We start from the raw sequence: 24,372 nt of genomic DNA on the forward strand, positions 1-24,372 counted from the left end.
TCTTACTAAGCAACCTAAAACTATTATTCATTGAAAGAATATCCTAAAAAATCGGAGTACCTCTTTATACGCTACCATATTTTTCTGCCAAATAGCCCCTAAACCCACTTTTTCTGAAAAGCTGCTATACTTTCATATTCTTCTTCCAAGTGACGGGCCAAACGAATATAGATCGGTGTTAAATCTTTATATTTCTCCACACTTTTCATGTTTGGCTCATGATAAAAATTGGCACCTACCATATTAGAAACTACATGTAATGTATCTACTTCACCTAAGCTATATAAACCGAGGATTGCCGCTCCTAGGCAAGAGCTTTCGAAACTTTCAGGAACGTATACGTCTTGATGAAAAATATCTGCCATCATCTGTCTCCAAAGTTCTGACCTTGCAAAACCACCTGTCGCTTGAATTTTTTTCGGTTCGCCAATTAGTTCTTTTAACGCAAGAAGAACTGTATACAAGTTATAAATGATTCCCTCTAAAACAGCACGTATAAGATGCTCTTTCTTATGATGTAGTCCAAGCCCAAAGAAAGATCCCCGCGCATTTGCATTCCATAAAGGAGCTCTTTCGCCTGCTAAATACGGATGAAATAATAAACCATCAGATCCAGGATTCACTTTTGCCGCTATTTCCGTAAGCACTTCATATGGATCTTTTCCTAAACGCTTCCCATGCTCAACTTCTAACGTACATAATTGGTCGCGAACCCACCTAAAAATCATACCACCATTATTAACCGGTCCACCAATTACCCAAAGGTCCTCAGTTAACGCATAACAAAAAGTCCTACCTTTCGGATCCGTTACAGGATGATTTGTGACAACTCGCACTGCACCGCTCGTACCAATTGTAATAGCAACTACTCCAGGTTCTATTGCATTTACACCTAAATTCGATAGTACCCCATCACTCGCACCGATTATAAAAGGAGTAGTAACAAGTACATTCATCTCTCTTGCAAGTTCTTCATTTATCCCTATTAAACTGTGCGTCGTTGGAACAACTGTAGATAGCTTTTTATCGGTAATTCCTGCGACACGAAGAGCTGCCTCATCCCATTTTAAAAATTTCAAATTGAACATTCCTGTTGCTGATGCAATAGAATAATCAATTACATATTCCTTAAATAACTTATATAAAACATACTCTTTAATAGAGATGAATTTATAGCTTTTTGCAAACAACTCATCATGTTCATTCTTAAGCCAAACTAATTTCGAAAGTGGTGACATAGGATGGATTGGTGTTCCAGTACGAAGGTAAATTTCATGACCATTCATATCATTCTTTATTTTTTCTGCCCAGCTTGCGCTTCTATTATCTGCCCAAGTGATACATCTCGTTAACGGCTTCCCTGCTTCGTCTACAGCAATGACACTATGCATTGCCGAACTAAAAGAAACACAAAGAATATCAACTGGCTGCACATTACTTGATTGTATAGTTTCTTTAATCGTATGTATGACCGCTTGAAAAATCTCTTCTGGATCTTGTTCTGCTGTTTCTGGTGCGGGAGAATATAAAGGATATTCAATCCCATGACTTGCAATAACTGATCCATCAATCGAAAACAAAACTGATTTTGTACTAGTTGTCCCAATATCTACACCAATCATATATTTCGAGCTCACTATGTAACCCCTTTCAAATTATTCCTATAACAAAAGAGCACCATGATGTATACAAAAAAGACGCTCCCTTATGAGAGCTACGTTTTAATAAACTTCTCTCTCATAAGGAGGTCCTTTTCATAACTATAGTGCTATTTTGAAAAGTGAAATCTTCATTTCATTATAACTTAGGCGCTTTCGCCCAATCCGCAGCAAACTTTTCAATACCTTGATCTGTTAATGGGTGCATAGCAAGTTGTTCAATGACTTTATAAGGAATTGTTGCAATGTGAGCACCTGCCATCGCTACACGAGTGACATGGTCTGGGTGTCTGACAGAAGCCGCAATAATTTGTGTATCTAATTGATGAACATCGAATAATTCAGCAATTTTAGCAACTAATAATACGCCATCTTCAGAAATATCATCTAAGCGTCCTAAAAATGGAGAGACGTACGTTGCACCTGCTCGAGCAGCTAAAAGAGCTTGGTTCACAGTGAAAATAAGTGTAACGTTCGTTTTCACACCTTTTTCAGTAAGGTAGCGGCAAGCTTCTAATCCTGCTAGTGTCATCGGAAGTTTTATCGTGATGTTTTTATCACCACCGTTAATTTTAATTAGTTCTTCTGCTTGAGAAATCATTTCTTCAGCTGCAACAACATCTGGAGTTACTTCTGCCGAAACAGATTCAACGTTAGGTACTGCCTGACAAATTTCTGCAATACGGTCTTCAAACTTAATGCCCTCTTTCGCTACTAAAGAAGGATTCGTTGTAACGCCAGCTAAAACCCCTAGTTTATATGCCTTTTTTATGTCCTCAAGATTTGCAGTATCAATAAAAAACTTCATGATTCATTCCCTCCATTTTTTAAACGCTAACGAGTTATAATTTTAAAATTTTTATTTCTTTTCTACTGCATGTCCGCCAAATTCATTGCGCAGTGCTGCTACAACTTTTCCTGTAAATGTATCATTGTCTAATGAGCGGTAGCGCATTAATAGAGACATTGCGATAACAGGAGTTGCTGTTTGAAGGTCTAATGCTGTTTCTACTGTCCATTTTCCTTCACCAGAAGAATGCATAACGCCCTTAATTTCATCCAGTTTTGCATCTTTAGAAAATGCATTTTCAGTTAATTCCATTAACCATGAACGAATGACTGAACCGTTGTTCCATACTCTTGATACTTTTTCATAATCGTAGTCAAATTCACTCTTCTCTAAAACCTCAAATCCTTCACCAATGGCAGCCATCATTCCGTATTCAATTCCGTTGTGAATCATTTTTAAAAAGTGACCACTACCAGCTTTTCCTGCATATAAGAATCCATTTTCTACAGCTGTATCTCGGAAAATAGGTTCAACGATGTCCCAAGCTTCTTGATCTCCTCCGATCATGTAACAAGCACCATTACGAGCACCTTCCATTCCGCCAGAAGTTCCTGCATCCATAAAGTGAATGCCATCTGTCTTTAGTTGCTCATATCGGCGAATAGACTCTTTATAGTGTGAATTCCCAGCTTCAATTAAAATATCTCCTTTTGATAACAGCGGTGTAACCTCATTAATAACAGAATCAACAACAGCGTGCGGAACCATAACCCATAGAATTCTTGGTGATTCTAATGATTGAACAAGTTCGTTTAAACTAGACGTACCTGTAGCCCCATACGCTTTCATTTCTTCCACTGCACTCGTATTTAAATCGAATGCAGCTACTTCATGTTTATGATCAATTAAATTCTTCCCTAAATTTAATCCCATTTTACCTAAACCAATTAATCCTACTCTCATAATACAATTCCTCCTTGAATTACCTTTCATCATAAATACATGTTAATAAAATGATGAATATCTTTTGTCATATTGCTTTACTTATAAGAATGTACTTATTTTTTCAATCCCTCATCTAACCACCATTTAAATTCACTTTCTTGTAATAGAGCATGAGCAGCATCCGGACCATACGAGCCAGACTCATATTCATGAAAAGGTAACAAGTTTTCTTCGAACGCTTCAAGGATTGGCTGCACCCATTCCCATGACAATTCAACCTCTCTCCAGTGTGCAAAGAATGTAGAATCTCCACATACAACATCATAGATAAGCCTTTCGTAGGCTTCAGGTATTCCCACTCCTGTTTGCTCACAAGTAAAATGAATACGGATCGGTTCTAGCTCTCCATTGTTCAATGGATTTTTACTATTTAATTGGAGTGAAACATTTTCATTTGGGCTAATTTCAATGATTAACAAATTAGGCTCTGCATTTGGATTACTATCTTGATATTGCTGTTTTAATGTATTTTTAAACTCAATTACAATACGAGTAGACTTTTCTTTCATTCTTTTTCCTGTTCGTATGTAAAAAGGAACATCAGTCCAAAATGGGTTATCAATCCATAAGCGAGCCGCAACATATGTATCTGTTTGAGAAGAAGGATTTACTCCTGGTTCCTCTCTATACGCTACAACTTGTTGTCCTTTTATCTCTCCTGAAGCATACTGTCCGCGAATGATATGGTTCTGAACGTCTTCTTTTTTCACTTTACGAAGAGTTTCCATTACCTTTCGTTTTTCCTCACGAATTTCACATGCATTTATCTTTTCTGGCAGATTCATAGCAGTCATCATTAATATTTGCAACATATGATTTTGAACCATATCGCGAATGGCTCCTGCATGATCATAATATGCTGCCCTTTCTTCTACCCCAACCGTTTCACTAGCTGTTATTTGTACATTCGCTATATGTTCTTTATTCCAAATCGATTGGAGAACAGGATTTGCAAATTCAAGTGCTTCAATGTTTTGAATCATCGGTTTACCTAAATAATGATCAATACGGTATATTTCGTCTTCTTCAAACGTTCGACTAAGCTTATCATTCAGCTCTCGGGCAGATGTAAGATCATGACCAAACGGTTTCTCAATCATCAGGCGCTTCCATCCATCCGTTCCATCGAGTCCACTTTCCTTAATATTTAAAGCAATGGTCTCAAAGAAGTCAGGAGTAACTGAAAGGTAGAACATTCTATTCCCTTGTATATTTTGTTCTTCTTCCCTTTCACGAACTACTTGTAATAACCTTTTATAATCTTCTGGCTTATTCACATCTAAGGGACAATAACGAAAATACTCTAAAAAATCTTCTATTTTCGGAGTACCTTCATCTTTGCGACGAGAAAAAGTGTCTATGGATTCTTTTACTCTTTTTTGAAAATCTAAATGAGATACTTCACGTCTTCCAAGCCCAATAACGGATATTGGCTTTGGAATCTTTTGATCTCTATATAAGTTATATAGCGCGGGGTAAATTTTTCTTTTAGCTAAATCTCCTGTTGCTCCAAATAAAACAAAGGTCATTGATTCCAATTTCAGTCCCCCTCGTGATGTATAGTCATTGTCACCTTAGTAAAAATGCATTGTACAGAAGCTACTATTATTTTTGATCCAACCTTACTTCTTAACTTCTAATTTTTTATATTTGTCGCTTTCTAATTGTCCCCAATATTAATAGTGGCAATTCAAAGCATTTTTACCACATGCTACTTACTTATTTTAACTTATATAAAATAACTTAATTACTTTTAGTAATTTAATTACGTTACGTCTATCATATTAACTACATAGATTATAATCGTCAAGAAAAGTGTCTCGAATTAAAAATTTTAATTCCGTAACATCTTATTAGAAATATGTTCATGAACTGAATAATAAAAAGGCAAGACCGAACATATTCTTGTTCGATTTTGCCTTTTTACTATTGTTTCAAATGATTTTTAACTGCCCTTATAACTAATTCATGATCCTCTTCTGGTGGTAATCCTGAAACTGTTATCATTCCAATAACTCCTACATCTTTTATTTGGACAGGAACACAGCCACCAAACGCAGCATAATCCGACCTATCTAAAAGATACTTTTCATTATATGGAACGCCCGTTATTTCACTTTGTATCTGCATATAATACGAGCTATGATTATGCAAAGAAACAACTCGTTTTTTACGCTCAATCCATTGCGTATTTTCCGCAGTTGTCCCTGTCATCTTGAAATGAAATAGTTGCACACCATTTTTCGCTATATCAACAGCAATCAATTTCCCTTCTTGCCTCGCCGTTTCAACGATAAATAAACCTATTTGCAGTGCATCTTCATTTGTAAAAGAGGAAAATTGAAGTGTTTCCTCCTCTATTAAAATTTGCTTACTTATTTCATTCAAATTTGAAGCGCTCATATGTTTATCCCCCTTACTCACTTTATGCCACATTGATATTTTTGAATTTCTGTGACTCTATCGTACGGCCTTTCCATATAACTAATACCGTAAAGCGTATTCTTTTCTTCTTGGTGCTATTATGAATTATATTTAACGCCTTAAAAAAGTATGTCCTTTCGTACTAAACATCTCGTATAGAAGTTTTCTTCCGGATATTTCTTACAAGCATAAAAAAACCAGTTACTTAGGCAACTGGTTCGCTAACAATTTCATATGGGATATCCATTCAACCAAACTAATGCTTGTTCATAATCATCAAAAAATTTCACAGATTCTTTTGTATTGGACTGTTGTAAATAATTCAGTATCTCCCCTTCTTCAAGGAGAAAAGCAATTGCCTTACTGTGATTCAAAATCGTTTCATTGAAAAACTTATCTTTCCATGCTTTTTGAACAGAAAAATGATCTGGCGTGTACCCTTTTCTATCTACCAGCAATTTGTATTTCCGACCCTCGGAAATGAATTGCTGACAAACCTGCTCGAAGCCATTAAACCATTCATAAACATCATCTGTTTTAATCTTGCCAATAAGATGGGTAACAATTATATCTCCTGAAACTGTTGTGCTTATATTCAGCTTACTCAACTTGGAATCATCTCCCTTAGTTACAATTATGCGGAAATATCTCATAAAATCAATAAGATAAAATTGTTACGCATTAAAAAAGGACAAACTCTCCAAACGGAGAAGTCTGTCCCAAAATCGTTCTATTTTATTTTGCATTAGAACTAACAATCGTGAATTAGAATAATGATTTAATACTTGCTAAAACAGTAAGTACACCTACAATAATAACAAATACGTTACTCATTTTCCCTTTGTATTTAGCTAGTACTGGTACTTTATTGATTGCATACATCGGTAATAGACATAAGATAGCAGCAACTAATGGACCGCTTAGAGAATCAATAAGTCCAAGAATACTTGGATTTGTATAAGCCACAAACCAGCATGACAATACAACAAAAGTAAGGACGATTGTCTTAATTGTTTTTTCTTCAATAACTTTCCCACGTGATTTACCGAACTTAACAATCATGTCACGCATTACTTCAAATGCTCCGATATAATGGCCAAGGAAAGATTTTGTAATAGCCACAAAAGCAATGATTGGAGCTGCAATCGTGATTACAGGTGAATTAAGCTCATTAGCAAGATATGAAAGGATTGATAAGTTTTGCTCTTTTGCCATTTTTAAATCCTCTGGAGTCAAACTCAGTGTACTACTCCAAACGAAGAACATAACTACAACGAATGTCATGATATAACAAACTTTTTGTATTTGCGCACATTTAGCATCAGTAGCTTCTATTCCATACGTAGCTCTCTGTTTTACAACAAATGATGAAATCATAGGTGAATGATTAAATGAGAATACGATGATTGGTAGAATCAACAGTATCGTTCCAAAATATCCTGTTCCTGTTGAAGCAGTAGAAACAGTTGAAAAGCTAAGCATTGACGTATTCCACTGTGGAATTAAAGATATTGCGATAAAAAGTAGAGAAGCTATGAAAGGATACACTAGCATACTCATGATCTTTACAGTAATATCTTGACCAAAATTCAGTATAGCGATAAGACCAAGAACTAATACAAGTGATAAAATAGCCCTTAGAGGCTCTGGCATGTGCAATTGATGCACGATAAAACTACTTGCAGTATTTGAGCGCAACCGAATACATTAGCACGATTGTATAAATTGAACCGAAATATACGATGTTAAAAATGATACTTGCTTTATTTCCGAAATACTCTCTAATTGTACCTGTGATCCCCTCATCAGCAGAATTAGAAGCGTATATCATTTTAGCAAGTGCCCTATGTGAGTAATACATAACTGGATATGCAAGCAATGTAATTAGTAGTAATGATAATAAACCACCTGAACCTGCATTAATCGGTAAAAAGAGCACCCCTGCTCCAATTGCATTTCCAAATAGGCTCAATGCCCATGTAGTATCCTGCTTATGCCACTTTTTCGGATCTGCATATTGCTCATTTTCTAGTGCGATATTTTCAGCTTGAACTTCTATTTTCTTTGCAGTATTCCCGTTCATATAATAACTCCCCCTTGTATCCTATTCTTGCGTATCTCTTTATAGCTAACGAACATTCCCTTTTTTCGGAAAATAAATTCCTTACAAGTTGCCCCACATTGTATGTCCTTCATCATAATGAATCCAAATTGAAACATTCGCTAGTTAGCGTCCTAACATAAATGTTAGCGTTCACAAAAAAGTTTACTCGTACTATCCGCTCTTTATATAAAGACCGCTTAAGAGAACAATATTGAATAGACTTCATAAATACGTTGCAACATTTCTAATAACAGTGTGTTACTTTAATGGTTTCTCTTACTTACTTGTAACAGTAATTTTAGATAAACCGGCCTCTCTTCATTTATGAGGCATTTCTTTCTCAATTCTATACATCACTTTCATAACTTCGGCAGCATTTATAGTATTGATTACACAAGCCACTGAAGCACTTTACATACATTTCGCCTCTAATCACACGCCTTTCTTTCTATTAATCGCATTTTTTATATTTTCTCCAGAGATCATAAAATTTCTCTCGACGCCCTCATTATAACGTGTATATTTATAAAATTAATATTTTTATATTTCCAGAAATATCTAATGGATATAATTTTACATGGATAATAATTTACAGTTAGCATGCAACCCTTGTTCCTATCGCTTATAACGGAATTAATCAGCAAAAAACACAGTAAAATATTGTTTATTCAAGCTACTCATTTTAAAAATATTTATATTCTTCTTTATCTAAAAATTTTATTTTGACTTAAAAAAGATATTCTAATAAATAATTAACGTGGTTAAAAAGAAATTTCTTTTTAAATACATAAACCAATTTTTAGGTTATATATTATCAATATTGCATTCATATACATTTTTAGGAAAATACATATTTTAACTTGATGACAATAAGAGAACCGCTAACATTTTGCAAAAATCTTCGCTAAACGAAAAAATAAAATAAGCTGCCCATATGGACAGCTTATTTACATCATTATCATTGTTAGGAGTGGGCAAACGAATCACTTCAATGTCATCTTAATTTTAGTTTTTTCAACTCTTCTTCAGGGATATTTCTATGTTTGTATTGAATGGGTTTTATTTCATTTCCTTTTAGATGATATTATTGCTTATTGCACGATCCAACCTATTAAAAACGAATAATGTAATCTTTAAAACCCCTCATTAACTAGCTCTTTTATCAAGTTTAATTTTGCAGAGAGCTCAATAAACCATTCTTCATCCCCTGTTAATAATGCAAGGTCTATAAGATAAAGGATTTGCTCCTTATTTATTACCTTTGATTCAGGGAGTTTGTTAACATGTTTACTAAAGAGTAAAATCGCTTCGTTCATTGTGTACTTGTCGTCACGTTTCACAATGCTAACTGTAACTACACCTTCCACTTCATCAAGTGATACAATGTAACCCACTATGAATTCACCCTCATTTGATATTCCACGAACCCAATCTCCCACTTTTAAAACATGATTATTATTTGACATCATACTTTTTCACCTGCTTATAAATATTTTTTGTAACGATAAAAAATATATAAAAACCAATTTAAACTGTAATGTTTTTTATTACATTTATTTTTTAAGAACTCACGGCTACATAATAATTAAGCCGCTTAACGTTCTTGATTAATAAGATCAACAACTTCTTTCATTGTATAATTCTTTAAATATTCACCTAGATGTTCTTCCGCACCTAAGAAAATAGCAAAAAGAACTTTCCGCATGTTCGAACCTACAATACACTGATCATTTGATTCTGGACACTTCGGCTGCAATGCCCCTTCAGAGGTTATTTGATACATATTCCAAAGATTAATTTCACTTAAATCACGGGCAAAAATAAAACCTCCACCCGTTCCCTCTTTTGATTGTATAAACTTATGTTTTTTTAACAAACTTAGCACTTTGCGAATGCGTACTGGATGAACACCTGCACTTTCGGAAATAGCATTACTTGTTGACATCCGATCTGGCTGTAAAGCTAAATAAGTTAAACTGTGAATGGCCAAGGTAAAGTCGCTGTTCATTGTTGTCCTCCTACGATAAAAAATATGATTTCTCGTTTAGTAACATACTGTAGTCATAAATATTACAGATAGGTTAGTCAAACGTTAAAATATATAAGAAGCATGCTTAGCATGAAAAAATAAATTCCTTTATATTCTATCAGAACTCCCCTATATCTCCTAACTTCATTTAGCTTTTTAAGTTGCAAATAAATTTAAACAGTCCACTGTTTCTTAACTTGTTCTTCTGCCAATTGTTTAATTTTTGTCCAAATCGTATCTTTACTCACAATAACATTTGTGTGATAGTTTCTATCTTTATAATTAACTGTAACACATACTTCAATCACTTCTGTTTCCTCCTTTCAAAATATTACTTATTAATTAGCCATTTTTTGCAATTCTATATTCAAAAATGTTCGAACGCTACGCGGTAAAAATTTGCGAATTTCTTCCTCATTAAAACCAACCTGTAATCTTTTTTCATCCAGCATAATTGGACGACGTAACATTTGAGGATACTCAATTATTAATTTATAAAACTCATTAAGCGAAAGCGCCTCAATATTTATATTTAATTCCTGAAAAGTTTTAGATCTAGTTGAAATAATTTCAGTGGCACCATCTTCAGTTAAACGAAGAATGGATTTAAGTTCATCGACTGTAAGAGAATTTGATACGATATTTTTTTCGGTATAATCAATTTGATGTTCTTCAAGCCATGCTTTTGCTTTTCGGCATGAACTACAGCTTGCTGTCGTATATAAAATCACCATATTTTACACACTCCTTTTCTTTTTAAATTATTATATAGATTATTGAAATGTATTAAAAAAATTACAGTTCAGAATGAAATACACGTTATATTATTCATTCGAGAATATTTAATTTATCTGTTTTTCACAAAAAATAGCAACTCACTTCTAAAAACTATACTGTAATTTTAAACTTTACAGTTCAATTAATCAACTGTTAAGTCTTGGATACATTCCATTAGCGGAACAAATCATTTTCTTTTGTACGAATGTCTCATAGTGTTACGGCTAACCACCTCTTTAAAGTACATTTTATCCCGCTATTTGAGTGCACCGCCTCAAAATTTGGCAAGAGCAAAAAAGTTAGGTCGAAGTCGGGCTCCCCTTAATAACCCAATTGGTAAGGTCTAATTATATTTCACTTTATTCATTTCATTCTTACATGTGCTACTATGAAATATAATTAGCATAATAAAAGCTACTGCATTGTAGGAGGAAATACGCGAACAAAAAAGCAAAGCGCCCACGCTTTGCTTCCTACAAAATCCCTTTTAACTTTTCACAAATTAACTTCGCTAAATATTCATAACCTTGTGGTCCGAAGTGTAAACCGTCCTTTTCATCATCTTCTACAAATCTCTTATAATCCTTTTCTTGAATCATTTCAGCGTACAAATTTAGAAAATGACTTCCTGTTTCTTTCGCCACTTCCTCAACCACATTTGCATATTGACCGAGTACTTCATTCGTTCTATTATGTTGCCTTGCTTCATCAACTGGTGCAGGACTAATAAGTAATACTTTTTCTGATGAAATCGCACTTACAATTTTCTCTAAATTTTCTTTGTAAGATTGTAATGGCACTGGATCAAATAACACCGAATCATTCGTACCAAGAAAAACTGTTACAAAGTCTGGTTTATGTGATAGTACATCATCTTCAACCCTATGTAACGCATCGAACGTATTATCGCCCGGACCCCCCGCATTTACCACCTTCCAATTTGGAAACATCTCTTGCAGACGCGGTGTTAACCTTGGCGTTCCATCAAAAAACGTTTCATCAGCTGTAATACTATCACCGAAGCATACTAACGTTTTCATAGAGCTAATTCTCCTTTCACGTACGAAATAACTTTCCTTCTACCGCCTTAATATATCTTTCAGCAGAACGTTCCACTGCCTCATTTGCATCCTCTTTCACTACTCCGTGAAAAGCATTATATAAACGATTAAACTGTAATGGCTTCACTCGATTCGCCATTTCCTCCACTTTTCTCGCTGGCAATGGAATTAAGTTTGGATAGCTGTACATGAAACTCACCCACTGCTGATCCGCTACGACTTGAATAATATCACCTGTTAATAAAATACCTTTCCCATCATTTCCTTCTTCCCAATGTAATACAGAACCGCCGCTAAAATGTCCTCCGAGACGATGAATAGTAATTCCGTCCGCTAATTGTAAAGACTCACCAGACCAATAAATAATACGACTACTCGGGCGTACTACCCACTCTTTATCGTCTTCATGTATATAAATTGGTACATCAAACGTTTCTGCCCATTCTACTTGTATCGAATAATAATGAGGATGAGATAGTGCAATCGCATCTAACCCGCCCCACTCTTTTATCTTCCCAATTGTCGTTTCATCTAAATAAGTAATACAATCCCATAATAAACGATAGGAATCTGTTTTTATGACAAATGCTGTTTGACCGATCGCAAATTTAGGTTTTGTCGTAATGCTATAAAGTCTATGCTCTTCTTCTATTATTTCATTTTTATATGTATCACTCGTTCGCAAGTTTTCTAAAGTCGTCCAAGACTGCCCTTTCGGATTCACATATTGTCTCTCCTCATCACAAATAACACAACTTACCGGTTCTTCCACACTCGCTGCATACTGTACGCCGCACGTTGTACAAACGAAATTTTTCATAATAATTCCCCCTATCCATATATTTTTATTAAGCTGATTTTTGTTGATAATGATCTATTTTTTTATTTTCAATTAATAAACCTATTAGAGTTAGTAAGTAGACAGCTGTAACTGACAATGGAATTACAGTAAATCCATTGTCAGCAAAAAGAATCCCGCAAACTGACGTTACGAATACGGTCCCTACTGACAGTAAACCATAACTTTTACTTTCATAAATCCATACGTACGGTACAAAATGAACACCTATTAACATCGCTACTACAAAAGGTAACCACTCTGGAAATTGAAAATAGGCAAGTAACACAAACGGAATATTTAATACATTTATCCCGCCAATTACTCCTGCTAAAGTCCCGAGCGGATTTCCTTTCGCAAACATATCAATTTTTAATATGGCAGCTATCATTAGGCCGCAAGGAAACACACACCCCATACCAATTAAATACACCCACACAACTTGCTTTTCTGAAAGAAGAACACCCGTTATACTCGCTACAACCCAAAATAAAATACCAGCTATTATAACTGGAAATCCTTTTTTCGTTCTTTGTGCTAAATCTCGTTTTGCTTCTGCTATGTTCATTTCACTATCTCCCCCAAACTATTTGTACTATAAAGCCGGCTCAATTTCGCCCATCCAATAACGCCAAGCTATTAAGTAATCTTCTAAATCTTTCGGGTGGTGTCTTACACATGTATCTATACGCAAATATAATCCTATTACTATTTCTTCGTATAAATCTCGTTCTGTTTTATGAAATACACATTGCTTCATCACATAATCAATCGTTTCTTTCGTTACATCTTCCGGAGTTGAACAGAACGCATAAATTAAATCATATAAAGGATCTCCTAAAATAGGTAACGGATCAATTACCCCATGTAACCTATTCTGCCGAAATATAAAATTATGAAATCCGAAATCACCATGTAATAAAAATGGCTGATTTACTCCGGCATCCCTATTTGCTAGTTTAAGAACAATTCTATAATCTTCCTCACTTATGTAACGTCTTACATTTTCATAAGCTTCCATCACATTTGCCGTTAAAAATTCATTCCAACATTGAACCGGACTTTCTTTCCATCCCCAGCCTTCTGCCTCTGGAACCATTTTATACTTATTGATAACTTCTTTTACAAGTGTACGAAGCGTACTTCGTTTATATCCTTGTTTACACGAAGTATTACCTTCAAGGAAAGAATACACGAAATATGTATGTAAAGGTTCCTTATACAAAAGCTTTGAAAATAAACTATTCTCCTCATAAAATGAGAGAAAATTAGCTTCTTCACGTATTACTTCCGCTTCATTCAACTTTACTACATATTTTTCGTCCAACAAATATACAGTACTTGTCGTTCCTCCGTTCAACGCTTTTACGCTATTTGGATAATTTGAAATAACTTTCTCCTTAACTAGTTGTGCAGCAATTATTGAAATGTCCATTCCCTCACCCTTATATCTGAAGATTCCTTCAATTAAAAAGATAACTTTACTATTATTTGACAAATCAATGAGAAATTCCTTCCAATATCTTAATATAACAGAAATTAATTTTTATTTTATTAAAACGGCTTCCTTCAAGATTTCATCATATAATTCATTCCATTTATAATGATACGCTGCACTCTCTTCTACTCTAACAAACATCCTTTTATCGGATTCATACTCACCGTCAAACTTATGCACTTCATTAATCTCCATCCGGTAGAACGGCTGATACCCTACTTTTGGATATGGACTATTTTCATTCCAATTTGGATTATCACTATGGTCAACGATAATATATCCAAATAAAGTACATTCTCCTTTTACATAACCTTCTTCCCACGCTTCTCTTTTAAAACATTCTTCTGGTAGTTCCCCTTCTTCTATATGCCCACCAGGAAAGTCCCAACCACGCTGCTCATGGTCTATCAGTAAAACCTTATTATTACGAAAACAAAAACCGTGAACACTGGTGATTCTTTCGTATTCTGGCAATATACAATCTTTTTTCCACGTTAACCTCACTTTTGATTCCCCATAATTTGCGTATATAGTTACCATTTCCCTCACTCCAAATGATCTTCATTTAATCTAGTAATCTCTATTGCACGATCTCTTTCTTTTAACTTACGAGCCAAACTTTCTACACCAAATACTTCTGTAAATGTGTGGCTTCCTACAATCAAATTGATGCCTTTAAATTCCGCATGTTGTACTGTATATAATGTTTTTTCTCCTGTTATGTACGTATCACAACCCTTTTCTAGCGCACGCTCAATAAGGTTCGTATTATTTCCTGCACCTGTTAAAATCGCAATCCGTTTCACTGGTCTGTCATGATTTTTCCAGCTCTTCACTTTCTCTTCCATTCTCTCTTCAAGTTTTTCAACTAAGTTTGAAAAGGGAATCGCTTCTTTATATTCTCCTATTCCCGGTAGCTCTTCTTCCTCATACGTAGAATATTCCAGTATTTTATGTATCTCAATTTCGTTAAATAACGACGTACACGTGCCAAACTTTACAAAATCTAACGGCAAATGAATCCAAAAATGATTCATTTCATATTCTTTTAATTTCTCAATACAAGCCTCTTCCATACCGAATAAAAAACTCCACGGTGCATGATGTGTAACTATCATATCTACCCCATTTTGATATGCTTCTTCAATTGTCTCTAACGTCAAATTTGTCGTGTAACCTATTTTGTGAAATTCCTCTTTACTAATGTGAGTGAAGCCATACTCGTCATCACCGTATTTATTAAGATGCTCTTCAAAAAGAGATGTAATATGTTCTTTAAACTGCGTTATATTCATTTTCATTTATCCTTTCTTCTACTTTTATATTTCAAAAATAAGGAAATACTATTTAACGACGTTACATACATATAGGAGGACAATATGAAACCTGAATTTTTAAAAGCTATACATGAAGCGATCGGAAATGTTGAGCATATTCATATAGAAGAAAGTGGTGCAGATAGTTTACTCATTCATCACGATGATGCACAGCAATTACAACAAGTTGCTGAAACTTTAGAACATAACAATTTCCGTTCTACTATTAGAACAGCTGGGGATGCTTCGTATATTGAAGTGTTGAACAGATAAGGAAGCCGGCTATACGACCGGCTTTTCTCTTTTAAATTAAAACTTCAAACTCCTTCACATACACCGCTGTTCCCGCAATATCTATTTGTAACTTCTCATTTTCTACATCTTTCGTTACATAAACCGTTACACGACCATCTTTATTTATCTCCTGTCCTTGCTCAACGATTAACTCCAGTTCATGGTCAAAATCTTTCTCCAAATACGTCGCATAATACGCTCCCATTATACCTGATGCTGTTCCTGTCACAGCATCTTCTATTGTTCCAGAATAAGGTGATGAGAAATGACGACCGTGCATTTTTGCTTCTGCATCATATGTTTCCAAGCAAAGTGGATGAATAGCAACCTTTGGCATTTCTTTTAATACAGATGGAAATTCACTATTATTAGGTTTCATCCTTTCACATGCTTCAAGTTTTTTAATAGGTACAATTAAAGTCCAAATACCAGTACTTCCATATACAATCGGTAATTTTTCATCTAAATCATTTACTTCAAGACCAATACTGTAAGCTAATGCCTCTTTGGGACCTGTAAAATTTTGAAACCGCGGTGTTGCTTGTCTCATTTTAATAAAAGTTTCCCCGCTTTTATTCGCACCTATATGTATTGGCAAAACCCCTGCCTTCGTTTCAATTGTTAAATTGTGTTTCCCTTCTAATAATCCTCTTTCATGAAGTGCATATATAGTCCCTACTGTCGCATGACCACATAAATCATTTTCATGACCAGGCGTAAAATAGCGAATTCTTACATCTGCTACTTCTGAAGAAAGAACAAAAGCTGTTTCGTTAAATCCAACCTTTTCAGCAATGAGTTGCATTTCCTCTTCCGCTAATCCATCTCCTTCTAATACAATACCTGCTGGATTTCCCATATCCGGTTTATTACTAAATGCATCATAATGGACTACGCTTACTTTTTTCATTCTCATATCCCCTAATCCTCTTTTTAAATTTTTTTGAAGGTCCAAATATATTTTGAATGGTTGTAAGATCGTACATTACCACTTCAACTCCCCTACGCCCGGCTCAATAAACTTCCCTGACACATCCTCATTTGAATCTATTACCCAATCATATATATTTTGTGCTCCTTCAGCAGGAGTCATATTCGCATCAAAAGCACCAATGTCAGTCTTTAACTTCCCAGGATGAATTGCGGTTACACCAATTCCTTCATTCTCAAACTCCTGTTGTAAGCAGAGCGTTAACATATTCTGTGCAGCTTTTGCGATCCGATATGAATATGAGAACTGCCCTTGTGGAAATTCTTTTCCGGCCATTTTATGCAATGAACCTAAACGAGAGGATACATTTATTATTCTTGGTTGATTCGACTTAGTTAAAGCCACATATGTACCTTTTACAGCTCGAATAACTCCTAAGCAATGAACATTAAATAGTTCCATTAACTCTTCAGAATTTGTACGTAAAATCTCGGTTTCCTTACCAGTAATTCCAGCGTTATTTATAACTAGATCAATATACTTTGTATATTCCTCCAGCTGGTTCTTAATTTGCTCCGTACTCTCATCAATCGATAAGTCTGCTAATATAGGAAAACATCTAGAACTAAACATTTTCTTCAATTGCGTTACCGCAACCTCAGTTCTAACTAGCGGATAAACAATATGTCCATTTTCATGAAACACTTTCACTAGCTGTAACCCTAATCCACGATTTCCACCTGTAATAAGTACCCTCATATATCCATCTCCTTATTTTTATAATAAATAAGAAAATCTACCCACTTATCATTCCCCATAGAAAATGCCTCTCTCGTACATTCAAATGAAAAACCAGCTCTTTCTGCAAGACGAACGATGGCTCATTATCGATATGTATATGTAATTCGATTCTATGAAATTGAAGGCCATTAAAAAATAACGGCAGCGCAGCTATTACACTTTCTGCTCCGTATCCATTTTTCCAATGTTGATTATGAATAGAGTAACCCATCATCGCCCATTGATAGTCCATACGTAAAATTTTTATAAGTTCTAGCTTTCCAATATTGGCGCCATCTTCTTTTTGAAAAATACCTAGAACGTACATTTCATCCCGTCTTGCCGCCTCATCAAATCCTCTTATCCATTCCGTAAACCATTCTTTCGTTGAAGACGACATGTCATGATAGCCATCATCGTATTTATATTGAGATGGTAACCTCTTATTGAATCCGTCTAACCAACTTTCATAATCCTCTTTTTGAAATGGACGGATACTCAGTCTCTCTGTCTCTACTTGTAATAGTGGCAGCTTCATTTATATCTCTTCCTTTAATTATTAATTGAATATTCTTTATCATCTTACACAAAATACAAAATCTAGTAAATTATTATGTTTTTTATAAACAAAAATCCAGTTATGGTTTATACATAACTGGATTCTTCATTATTTAATAACCTTTTATTTTACAAGAAAAACATCCCTTAATTCCCTCTTCAACACTTTCCCTAAAGCGTTTTTCGGTAATTCGTCCATAAATACAACTTCTGGTATTTTATAGCTTGCTAGTTTTTCTTTACAATGCTGAATAATCTCTTCTTCTGTTAAAGACGTTTGAATGTCCTTTACAATGTAAGCTGTTGGAACCTCCCCCCAAAAGTCATTTGGAATCCCAACTACTGCAACTTCTAAAACGCCATTTATTTCATGAATTACATCTTCTACTTGATCTGGATATACGTTGTCACCACCGCGTACGATAACGTCTTTATATCTTCCCATAATATGTAGAAATCCATCATCATCTATCATACCGGCATCACCCATGTTAAACCAATTATCTTTTACTACCTTCTTTGTTGCCTCTTCATTATTCCAATATCCTTTAAACATGTACGGGCTTTTCACGTGAATCTCTCCAACTTTATTTGTTGTTAGCTCATCACCTGTTTCTGGATGAACAATTTTCAGCTCTACATGTTTCAAAGTTTTCCCTACAGAAGACATTTTTTCTTTTCCCATATTTGGATGCCAAGAAGTTACTACCCAACCTTCTGTACTCCCATAACCTTGCACCATATAAATGCCTTTTTCCATATATTTTTGAATGAGTGTTTCTGGCACTTTTGTACCACCACTTTGCGCTACTTTAAAGGCCGAAATGTTGCGCTCTTTTTTATCTAATTCATCAAGCATGTAACTATAAACAGCTGGGAACGCAAGCATCGTAGTAATTTTCTCTTCTTCAATCTTATCCCAAATAAGAGTAGGATTCGAATCAGCTAAAAAGACCATCGTAACGCCATGATAAATACAATTTAAAATAGAAAGCACGCCACTCATATGAAACAATGGGTGCACTGATAAAAAGCGTTCACCTGCTGGAATTTCTCTTTGCCCCGCAATTTCAGTAAAATAATGGTGTAAGTTTTTATGACCAATTACACATGCTTTTGCCTGTCCAGTCGTTCCTGAAGTAAATAAGTAAATGGCATCATCATCTTCATGAACTTCCACATTCGGCTCTGTTATTGGCTGTTCCTTTAATTTTAATTCAAATAAGCCAAATCCTTCTTTTGTCGTCTCAATTACATAAGGAATTTCTTTAACTCCATTAATCTTTAATACAACTTCACTAAATTCATCATCAATAACTAATACTTTTAATCTCGCTTCTTTTACAATCGATTCTAATTCATAAGCAGTAAGCTGATGATTAAGCGGAATAAATACCGCTCCAATTTTTAAGCTTGCCATCATAACGCTTGGAAACGGATGATTATTTTTGCATAGAATTCCTATACGATCCCCTCTTTTCACACCGGTATGTAACAAATAATGTGCAAGCTGGTTTACTCGTTCATTATACTGCTGAAACGAATACCTTTTCTCTCCACCGATAAGCGCTTCCAAATTTGGTGACTGCATTGCTCTTTTTTGTAATAATTGTCGCATCGTTCTCAAGTAAAACTCCCCTTTATATATGTTAGGATTTTTATTTTATCAGATTAATTATTAATTTACTAAAGATTAAACTTAGTGAATTTAAATGAAGTGAATCTTTAGTCGATGTGGGGTGTTCATCTCCACTGATTATTAGTCCACACCTTACAGGCGGTTAATGCGGGATAAACAAAAATAGCCATCTACTTAACAAGTAAATGGCTATTTCTCCTTATATATTAGAAAACTCCTTATTCATCACATATTTCACATACTCAGGTGCACTTTTGTCAATCTCTTCATCACTGATTTCATATTCCGCACCATATAAATAAAATGATGGTATAAATTCCATTCCTGTATATAAGCTCGTAGCGTGGAATGGTTTCGTTAATTCATCCATTGTAATTCCGCTATTTTTATAGTCTTTTTCTAACCCACCTATAGAAATAGCTACACCAAATTCTTTCCCCTTCACTTTATCCCCTTTTGATCCGTACGCAAATCCATATGTTAATACATCATCGAACCATTTTTTTAATAATGGTGGTGAGCTATACCAGTAGAGTGGAAATTGGAATATATATCGGTCGTGCTCTACTAACAGCTTTTGTTCTTCTTCAATATTAAATTCCCAATTTGGTGCCACTTTATATAATTCATGCACCGTTATTTCATCTGGATATTTCTCAAGTTCTTCTACCCATCTTTTATTAATTCGAGACTTTTCAATATCAGGATGTGCTACAATTACAAGTGTTTTCATATATTTTCTTCCCCCTTATAAATAATTCAAACGCTTTAGTATTAGTATGAATGAGTCACATATAATTGAAAAGTACGTACTTTAAAGTGCTATAGGAACTTTAAAGTACCTTTGGAGGTGTTATATGAATCAAAATGATAATTACCCAATCGCAACGACACTCGACGTGATCGGTGGAAAATGGAAAATTCATATTTTATGTGTTTTGGCGGATGGAAAAATGCGAACAAATGAAATAAAACGAGAAATTCCAAACATTACACAAAAAGTTCTCACACAGCAACTTCGGCAACTTGAGGCTGATGGGATTATCCATCGTACTGTATATCAAGAAGTACCACCAAAGGTTGAGTACACAATTAGCGAACATGGAAAATCTTTAATGCAAATTATGGATGAACTATTTGAATGGGGAAAAGACCATCAGATCAAAAGATTACATGACTAAAAAAACTACCAAATTCTTTACATACTAGTGGGAATGGCACATCACTATCAAGCTAACAAAAAGACCCTAATAAGAAACTTTCATTTTTATAATCCATTTAAACTTTAGCTTGATAGTGATACGGCAAGACCCTAATAAAGAAATGTATTAAACAAATTAAAAACAACAACACATACGACTAATGTTAATAAGAAAATTATAGTCGCTGAATTGCTTACTTAATTTTGAAATCTAAACAGTTACCCTTTAAGCCAAGCTTAATAATATCGCTTTTGTACGATTATCTGTTACCTCATAATAAATTTCTAATCCTTTCCGAGTACCTGTAACGACCTTTGTAGCTTTTAGTTTAGATAAATGTTGACTAATTGTACTTTGAGGCATTTGTAATGTTTCATACATTGTCGTTACGTTAATAGGACCTTTTGCAAGCATTATTTTTACTAATGATAAGCGGACAGGATGCGCCAATACCTTTAATACTTCAGTGATTTCTTCATACATTTCTTTCATATTTTTTCTCCCCTTTTATATAACTATTAATGATATCCATATATATAATTCGAAAGGATATACGATTTTATGTCCGTCATTTTAAAAAATATTAAGAAATTCCTTCAGATGGCAGGAATCCCTCTGTTCAATATTCTATAGATTTTTCTTTCACTCGATATTATGTGGTAGGAGCTTTCCTTACTGAGACCCTCTACCATTGTTCCCTTGCTGATTCCCATTATTTCCTTGTGATCCTCTACCGTTGTTCTCTTGCTGATTCCCACTATTTCCTTGTGATCCTCTTCCGTTGTTCCCTTGCTGATTCCCATTATTCCCTTGCGATTCTCTTCCGTTGTTCCCTTGCCCATTCCCATTATTCCCTTGCAATTCTCTTCCGTTGTTCCCTTGACCATTCCCATTATTCCCTTGCGATTCTCTTCCGTTATTCCCTTGACCATTTCCATTATTCCCTTGCGATTCTCTTCTGTTGTTCCCTTGCTGGTTTCCATTATTCCCTTGTGACCCTCTGCCGTGGTTTCCTTGCCCATTTCCATTATTTCCTTGTGACTCTCTTCCGTTGTTCCCTTGCCCATTTCCATTATTTCCCTGTGACCCTCTACCCTGGTTTCCTTGCCCATTTCCATTATTTCCTTGTGACCCTCTGCCGTGGTTTCCTTGCCCATTTCCATTATTTCCTTGTGATCCTCTTCCGTTGTTCTCTTGCTGATTCCCATTATTTTCTTTTATTTGCTTCGGTTGTTGTTCATTAGATTGCTTTTGTTCTATATGCTCTTTCTTCTCGTTGCTTTCTTCTTTTACAGGAGATGCGTCCGATGATGCATCAGAAGATGACTTTTGTTGTTCTTGATTAGACGGAGGTGCAGGTGGAGTAAGCGATTTTTGCTTCTCATTCTCTTGCTTTATATAAACGCCCGTTCCAACCCCTGCTTTCTTGGCATCCCCCCGCATTTGCATCGTACTGCTTTGATATTCAACTGTAATATGTTTTATCTCATACTCTTTCTTTAATTCCTGCATAACCTTTTCCAACTGTGGTTCTAGCGAATTGTCCTTTGTAACAGCTGTTAGCATAACTTGCTTATCATTCGTTAAGTACTTATCCTTTTGACTCTGCTTTATAATAGTACGTATTACGTCTTGCAGATGCTTATTTTCCCACCCTTTCATTTCTTTTAAAATACGCCTTCCATCATCATTACAAGCCCGCAAATCTATAACACGAAGATCTTCCGTTACGCTCGCCTCTAAACTTGGATTTATATCAACTGAGACATAAGCAAACACTTTTTCTTCCGGTTGATTGTAGAAAAACAGCAATACGCATAGAAAACCAGCAACAATTACTGTTGTAGGCTTTAAGAAAGGTGGCATTGAAAAACGCGGTGCTCTTTGCTCTTGTTCGTTAAACGAGATTTCCTCTCCGATCATGTAAGAGTGTACTTTTCTTTTAAACGTAATAAACTCTCCATTTGGAGTTAAAACAACTACGTTATGTTTCTTTATATCCATCACAATTCCTTTATTCATCATGCTTCTCCCCTCTTATATAATCCAGAATATATGTATAGTTGTTTGCAAAGATAATACACATCGCAATAATGTATTTTCGATGTCGCTCCAACGTTTTACGACTTACCCTAACACGTGGTTCAATATGTTTAAGGGGTAACTTTTTCTTTCGGAACAGCTCTTCCATCATTTTCTCGTCTTTTATAATAATCTTTACAATTTCTATTAAGTGCTCACGCGTATCACGATGCTTAGGGGATTCCTTAGCAAGCTCTGAAAATGTGATTTTAAACTCAGCTAGCACACTTTGAAAATGAAGAATTTCCTCCTTACGGTTACTATTTTCCATCTCTTTCATATACTCCGTAAGCGATACTTGTATTTCTAATATTTCCTCTTGCTTATCTTCTTTTAAAAAGACAAGATTATGCTTAGACTCCTTGCGTATATAGTCAATTACATCTCTTTTTATAAGAAGATCAGCAAACGCCAGAAAAGATTTTCCTTTTTTATATGAATACTGTTCAATTGCTTCGTTAAACGCAAACAATCCAATACTATATTCATCATCCTGTTCTGTAATGTACCTGCGGCAGACAGACGAGATTGATTTTCTAATAAACGGCTGATACTGTACGATAAAAGCTTCCTTATCTCCTCCGTTGTTTTGTATGTTAAATACGATATCTTCTATTTTCGTTTTTTTTAAGATTTTCATTACTAAACTCAACACTAGTAATCTCCCTGCCTCCTTCTGCTTCAAATAGCAAAATGGCCACTAAACAAGTGACCATTTAACCACATTTTCTTAGTACTTTTCTTTGGGCTTGTCTTCTTGCTGGTGCTCATATTTTTCGAGGCCGACTTTTTATATGACTATTTTTTCCACTTTTACTACTTTCTTGTTTTCTTTTGCAATACCACTTGTTCTTCTTGCTCTTTTCTATTTTAGCTGCAATCTTTGAATAACTCTTCGCTATATTTTTGGTAATTTTAGCTTTTTCTTTCATTTATTTTCTTCTACTTATATATATTCGAAGGAACAAATAATTTTATGGGGGTCAAAAAAATATTTTTTATAAAATAGTTATTTTTTCAAAAATAAAAACCATCAATTGGAAGAAACTCGTTATAACTCCTCCTTATGGTAATTCCTTTGTAAACCTTTTTATTTAAATGTATAATTGTATTAAAAGTCTAAAATTTCAGAATCAGAGGGCAGCGTCATGAAAAGTTTTGGTACGTTAGTAATCTCTACCGTCATTTCAGCAGGCTTAGTGTATTATAATATCGATTCCTTTTATAATAAATTTACATCCGGGAATACATATTACTGGGTAAACGGTATCCTAGCTGCTGGATTCCTTATATCCTTAATTATCAACATAAAAGATATCATCAAGAAAACTACACAACTTCTGAATCAAATTAAGGAGCCTATTATGGTTCCTTTTTCTATGCAAA

The 24,372-nt window shown here is 34.8% G+C and carries 25 protein-coding genes and 3 pseudogenes; 3 read left to right on the forward strand and 25 right to left on the reverse strand.

Annotated features, from left to right (window positions below; all coding sequences use genetic code 11):
* Nucleotides 1-98: 98 nt before the first annotated feature.
* The 17 genes and pseudogenes from gntK to JFU23_RS04480 form a co-directional block, all read right to left on the reverse strand.
* Complete coding sequence (gntK, locus tag JFU23_RS04400; RefSeq protein ID WP_085311963.1) at nt 99-1,640, reverse strand: gluconokinase; 1,542 nt, start codon at nt 1,638-1,640, stop codon at nt 99-101.
* Nucleotides 1,641-1,797: 157 nt separating this feature from the next.
* Complete coding sequence (gene fsa / locus JFU23_RS04405) at nt 1,798-2,466, reverse strand: fructose-6-phosphate aldolase (protein ID WP_000667685.1); 669 nt, start codon at nt 2,464-2,466, stop codon at nt 1,798-1,800.
* A gap of 51 nt (nt 2,467-2,517) precedes the next feature.
* A complete protein-coding gene (gnd, locus tag JFU23_RS04410; protein ID WP_002014034.1) occupies nt 2,518-3,411 on the reverse strand; it encodes a phosphogluconate dehydrogenase (NAD(+)-dependent, decarboxylating) in 894 nt (297 codons plus the stop codon).
* A 95-nt stretch (nt 3,412-3,506) separates the two neighbouring features.
* Entirely contained in the window at nt 3,507-4,991 is a 1,485-nt protein-coding gene (gene zwf / locus JFU23_RS04415; RefSeq protein ID WP_201031472.1) for a glucose-6-phosphate dehydrogenase, read from the reverse strand.
* A gap of 388 nt (nt 4,992-5,379) precedes the next feature.
* Nucleotides 5,380-5,889 carry a heme-degrading domain-containing protein gene (locus JFU23_RS04420; protein ID WP_002014036.1) on the reverse strand — a complete coding sequence of 170 codons (510 nt, stop codon included), beginning with the start codon at nt 5,887-5,889 and terminating at the stop codon, nt 5,380-5,382.
* A gap of 218 nt (nt 5,890-6,107) precedes the next feature.
* Nucleotides 6,108-6,530, reverse strand: coding sequence for a SpoIIAA family protein (locus tag JFU23_RS04425; RefSeq protein WP_078178710.1), 423 nt, complete (start codon nt 6,528-6,530; stop codon nt 6,108-6,110).
* Nucleotides 6,531-6,642: 112 nt separating this feature from the next.
* Nucleotides 6,643-7,960 (reverse strand): annotated as a pseudogene (locus JFU23_RS04430) (aromatic amino acid transport family protein).
* A gap of 1,154 nt (nt 7,961-9,114) precedes the next feature.
* Entirely contained in the window at nt 9,115-9,450 is a 336-nt protein-coding gene (locus tag JFU23_RS04435; RefSeq protein WP_000987460.1) for an IDEAL domain-containing protein, read from the reverse strand.
* Nucleotides 9,451-9,575: 125 nt separating this feature from the next.
* Complete coding sequence (gene saiR / locus JFU23_RS04440) at nt 9,576-9,989, reverse strand: Rrf2-family transcriptional regulator SaiR (protein WP_001083471.1); 414 nt, start codon at nt 9,987-9,989, stop codon at nt 9,576-9,578.
* A 194-nt stretch (nt 9,990-10,183) separates the two neighbouring features.
* Nucleotides 10,184-10,318 carry a BA3454 family stress response protein gene (locus JFU23_RS04445; protein WP_000573513.1) on the reverse strand — a complete coding sequence of 45 codons (135 nt, stop codon included), beginning with the start codon at nt 10,316-10,318 and terminating at the stop codon, nt 10,184-10,186.
* Nucleotides 10,319-10,348: 30 nt separating this feature from the next.
* Complete coding sequence (spxA, locus tag JFU23_RS04450; protein ID WP_000236196.1) at nt 10,349-10,744, reverse strand: transcriptional regulator SpxA; 396 nt, start codon at nt 10,742-10,744, stop codon at nt 10,349-10,351.
* A 516-nt stretch (nt 10,745-11,260) separates the two neighbouring features.
* Nucleotides 11,261-11,827 (reverse strand): SGNH/GDSL hydrolase family protein, encoded by a 567-nt coding sequence (locus JFU23_RS04455; RefSeq protein WP_002128326.1) that lies wholly within the window; start codon nt 11,825-11,827, stop codon nt 11,261-11,263.
* 16 nt (nt 11,828-11,843) lie between these two features.
* The gene (locus tag JFU23_RS04460) at nt 11,844-12,668 is read right to left on the reverse strand and encodes an MBL fold metallo-hydrolase (RefSeq protein WP_201031473.1); all 825 of its coding nucleotides are present in this window, start codon (nt 12,666-12,668) and stop codon (nt 11,844-11,846) included.
* A gap of 28 nt (nt 12,669-12,696) precedes the next feature.
* A complete protein-coding gene (locus JFU23_RS04465; protein WP_002014046.1) occupies nt 12,697-13,254 on the reverse strand; it encodes a DUF7010 family protein in 558 nt (185 codons plus the stop codon).
* Nucleotides 13,255-13,281: 27 nt separating this feature from the next.
* Nucleotides 13,282-14,121 carry a phosphotransferase family protein gene (locus JFU23_RS04470; protein ID WP_002128328.1) on the reverse strand — a complete coding sequence of 280 codons (840 nt, stop codon included), beginning with the start codon at nt 14,119-14,121 and terminating at the stop codon, nt 13,282-13,284.
* A gap of 111 nt (nt 14,122-14,232) precedes the next feature.
* Nucleotides 14,233-14,724, reverse strand: coding sequence for an NUDIX hydrolase (locus JFU23_RS04475; protein WP_201031474.1), 492 nt, complete (start codon nt 14,722-14,724; stop codon nt 14,233-14,235).
* A 5-nt stretch (nt 14,725-14,729) separates the two neighbouring features.
* Nucleotides 14,730-15,479: a Nif3-like dinuclear metal center hexameric protein gene (locus JFU23_RS04480; RefSeq protein WP_201032257.1), complete on the reverse strand. Its 750-nt coding sequence runs from the start codon at nt 15,477-15,479 to the stop codon at nt 14,730-14,732.
* Between the two features lie 84 nt (nt 15,480-15,563).
* Here JFU23_RS04480 and JFU23_RS04485 point away from each other — a divergent pair, with 84 nt between their 5' ends.
* Nucleotides 15,564-15,773 carry a hypothetical protein gene (locus tag JFU23_RS04485; RefSeq protein ID WP_098778177.1) on the forward strand — a complete coding sequence of 70 codons (210 nt, stop codon included), beginning with the start codon at nt 15,564-15,566 and terminating at the stop codon, nt 15,771-15,773.
* Nucleotides 15,774-15,804: 31 nt separating this feature from the next.
* Here JFU23_RS04485 and JFU23_RS04490 read toward each other — a convergent pair whose 3' ends face one another.
* The 5 genes and pseudogenes from JFU23_RS04490 to JFU23_RS04510 form a co-directional block, all read right to left on the reverse strand.
* Entirely contained in the window at nt 15,805-16,704 is a 900-nt protein-coding gene (locus JFU23_RS04490) for a PhzF family phenazine biosynthesis isomerase (RefSeq protein WP_201031475.1), read from the reverse strand.
* 75 nt (nt 16,705-16,779) lie between these two features.
* On the reverse strand, nt 16,780-17,484 hold the full coding sequence (locus JFU23_RS04495) for an SDR family NAD(P)-dependent oxidoreductase (protein ID WP_201031476.1): 705 nt from the start codon (nt 17,482-17,484) through the stop codon (nt 16,780-16,782).
* Nucleotides 17,481-18,043, reverse strand: a pseudogene (locus JFU23_RS04500) (GNAT family N-acetyltransferase). The gene JFU23_RS04495 and the pseudogene JFU23_RS04500 overlap by 4 nt, the downstream one beginning before the upstream one ends.
* A gap of 144 nt (nt 18,044-18,187) precedes the next feature.
* Nucleotides 18,188-19,690, reverse strand: coding sequence for a class I adenylate-forming enzyme family protein (locus JFU23_RS04505; RefSeq protein WP_201031477.1), 1,503 nt, complete (start codon nt 19,688-19,690; stop codon nt 18,188-18,190).
* A 211-nt stretch (nt 19,691-19,901) separates the two neighbouring features.
* Complete coding sequence (locus JFU23_RS04510) at nt 19,902-20,435, reverse strand: NAD(P)H-dependent oxidoreductase (protein ID WP_002014057.1); 534 nt, start codon at nt 20,433-20,435, stop codon at nt 19,902-19,904.
* A 124-nt stretch (nt 20,436-20,559) separates the two neighbouring features.
* On the opposite strand from JFU23_RS04510, the gene JFU23_RS04515 reads away from it, so the two are divergent.
* Nucleotides 20,560-20,883, forward strand: a complete 324-nt coding sequence (locus JFU23_RS04515; protein ID WP_201031478.1) for a winged helix-turn-helix transcriptional regulator — start codon at nt 20,560-20,562, stop codon at nt 20,881-20,883.
* 246 nt (nt 20,884-21,129) lie between these two features.
* Here the strand turns inward: JFU23_RS04515 and JFU23_RS04520 are convergent, their stop codons facing one another.
* The 3 genes from JFU23_RS04520 to sigI form a co-directional block, all read right to left on the reverse strand.
* Nucleotides 21,130-21,396: an ArsR/SmtB family transcription factor gene (locus tag JFU23_RS04520; RefSeq protein WP_000661861.1), complete on the reverse strand. Its 267-nt coding sequence runs from the start codon at nt 21,394-21,396 to the stop codon at nt 21,130-21,132.
* 180 nt (nt 21,397-21,576) lie between these two features.
* Nucleotides 21,577-22,926 carry an anti-sigma factor domain-containing protein gene (locus JFU23_RS04525; RefSeq protein WP_274606696.1) on the reverse strand — a complete coding sequence of 450 codons (1,350 nt, stop codon included), beginning with the start codon at nt 22,924-22,926 and terminating at the stop codon, nt 21,577-21,579.
* Nucleotides 22,919-23,641: an RNA polymerase sigma factor SigI gene (sigI, locus tag JFU23_RS04530; protein ID WP_002128341.1), complete on the reverse strand. Its 723-nt coding sequence runs from the start codon at nt 23,639-23,641 to the stop codon at nt 22,919-22,921. The genes JFU23_RS04525 and sigI overlap by 8 nt, the downstream gene beginning before the upstream one ends.
* A gap of 493 nt (nt 23,642-24,134) precedes the next feature.
* On the opposite strand from sigI, the pseudogene JFU23_RS04535 reads away from it, so the two are divergent.
* Nucleotides 24,135-24,340, forward strand: a pseudogene (locus tag JFU23_RS04535) (hypothetical protein).
* Nucleotides 24,341-24,372 lie beyond the last annotated feature (32 nt).

This window comes from Bacillus sp. TH50 (assembly GCF_016650565.1).
GTDB classification, from domain to species: Bacteria; Bacillota; Bacilli; order Bacillales; family Bacillaceae_G; genus Bacillus_A; species Bacillus_A mycoides.

Coding starts and splice junctions, on each gene's coding strand:
- fsa (WP_000667685.1), bottom strand. CDS start 2,466: ATGAAGTTTTTTATTGATACTGCAAATCTTGAGGACATAAAAAAGGCA.
- gnd (WP_002014034.1), bottom strand. CDS start 3,411: ATGAGAGTAGGATTAATTGGTTTAGGTAAAATGGGATTAAATTTAGGG.
- JFU23_RS04420 (WP_002014036.1), bottom strand. CDS start 5,889: ATGTGGCATAAAGTGAGTAAGGGGGATAAACATATGAGCGCTTCAAAT.
- JFU23_RS04425 (WP_078178710.1), bottom strand. CDS start 6,530: ATGAGATATTTCCGCATAATTGTAACTAAGGGAGATGATTCCAAGTTG.
- JFU23_RS04435 (WP_000987460.1), bottom strand. CDS start 9,450: ATGATGTCAAATAATAATCATGTTTTAAAAGTGGGAGATTGGGTTCGT.
- saiR (WP_001083471.1), bottom strand. CDS start 9,989: ATGAACAGCGACTTTACCTTGGCCATTCACAGTTTAACTTATTTAGCT.
- spxA (WP_000236196.1), bottom strand. CDS start 10,744: ATGGTGATTTTATATACGACAGCAAGCTGTAGTTCATGCCGAAAAGCA.
- JFU23_RS04455 (WP_002128326.1), bottom strand. CDS start 11,827: ATGAAAACGTTAGTATGCTTCGGTGATAGTATTACAGCTGATGAAACG.
- JFU23_RS04460 (WP_201031473.1), bottom strand. CDS start 12,668: ATGAAAAATTTCGTTTGTACAACGTGCGGCGTACAGTATGCAGCGAGT.
- JFU23_RS04465 (WP_002014046.1), bottom strand. CDS start 13,254: ATGAACATAGCAGAAGCAAAACGAGATTTAGCACAAAGAACGAAAAAA.
- JFU23_RS04470 (WP_002128328.1), bottom strand. CDS start 14,121: ATGGACATTTCAATAATTGCTGCACAACTAGTTAAGGAGAAAGTTATT.
- JFU23_RS04475 (WP_201031474.1), bottom strand. CDS start 14,724: ATGGTAACTATATACGCAAATTATGGGGAATCAAAAGTGAGGTTAACG.
- JFU23_RS04480 (WP_201032257.1), bottom strand. CDS start 15,479: ATGAATATAACGCAGTTTAAAGAACATATTACATCTCTTTTTGAAGAG.
- JFU23_RS04485 (WP_098778177.1), top strand. CDS start 15,564: ATGAAACCTGAATTTTTAAAAGCTATACATGAAGCGATCGGAAATGTT.
- JFU23_RS04490 (WP_201031475.1), bottom strand. CDS start 16,704: ATGAAAAAAGTAAGCGTAGTCCATTATGATGCATTTAGTAATAAACCG.
- JFU23_RS04495 (WP_201031476.1), bottom strand. CDS start 17,484: ATGAGGGTACTTATTACAGGTGGAAATCGTGGATTAGGGTTACAGCTA.
- JFU23_RS04510 (WP_002014057.1), bottom strand. CDS start 20,435: ATGAAAACACTTGTAATTGTAGCACATCCTGATATTGAAAAGTCTCGA.
- JFU23_RS04515 (WP_201031478.1), top strand. CDS start 20,560: ATGAATCAAAATGATAATTACCCAATCGCAACGACACTCGACGTGATC.
- JFU23_RS04520 (WP_000661861.1), bottom strand. CDS start 21,396: ATGAAAGAAATGTATGAAGAAATCACTGAAGTATTAAAGGTATTGGCG.
- JFU23_RS04525 (WP_274606696.1), bottom strand. CDS start 22,926: ATGAATAAAGGAATTGTGATGGATATAAAGAAACATAACGTAGTTGTT.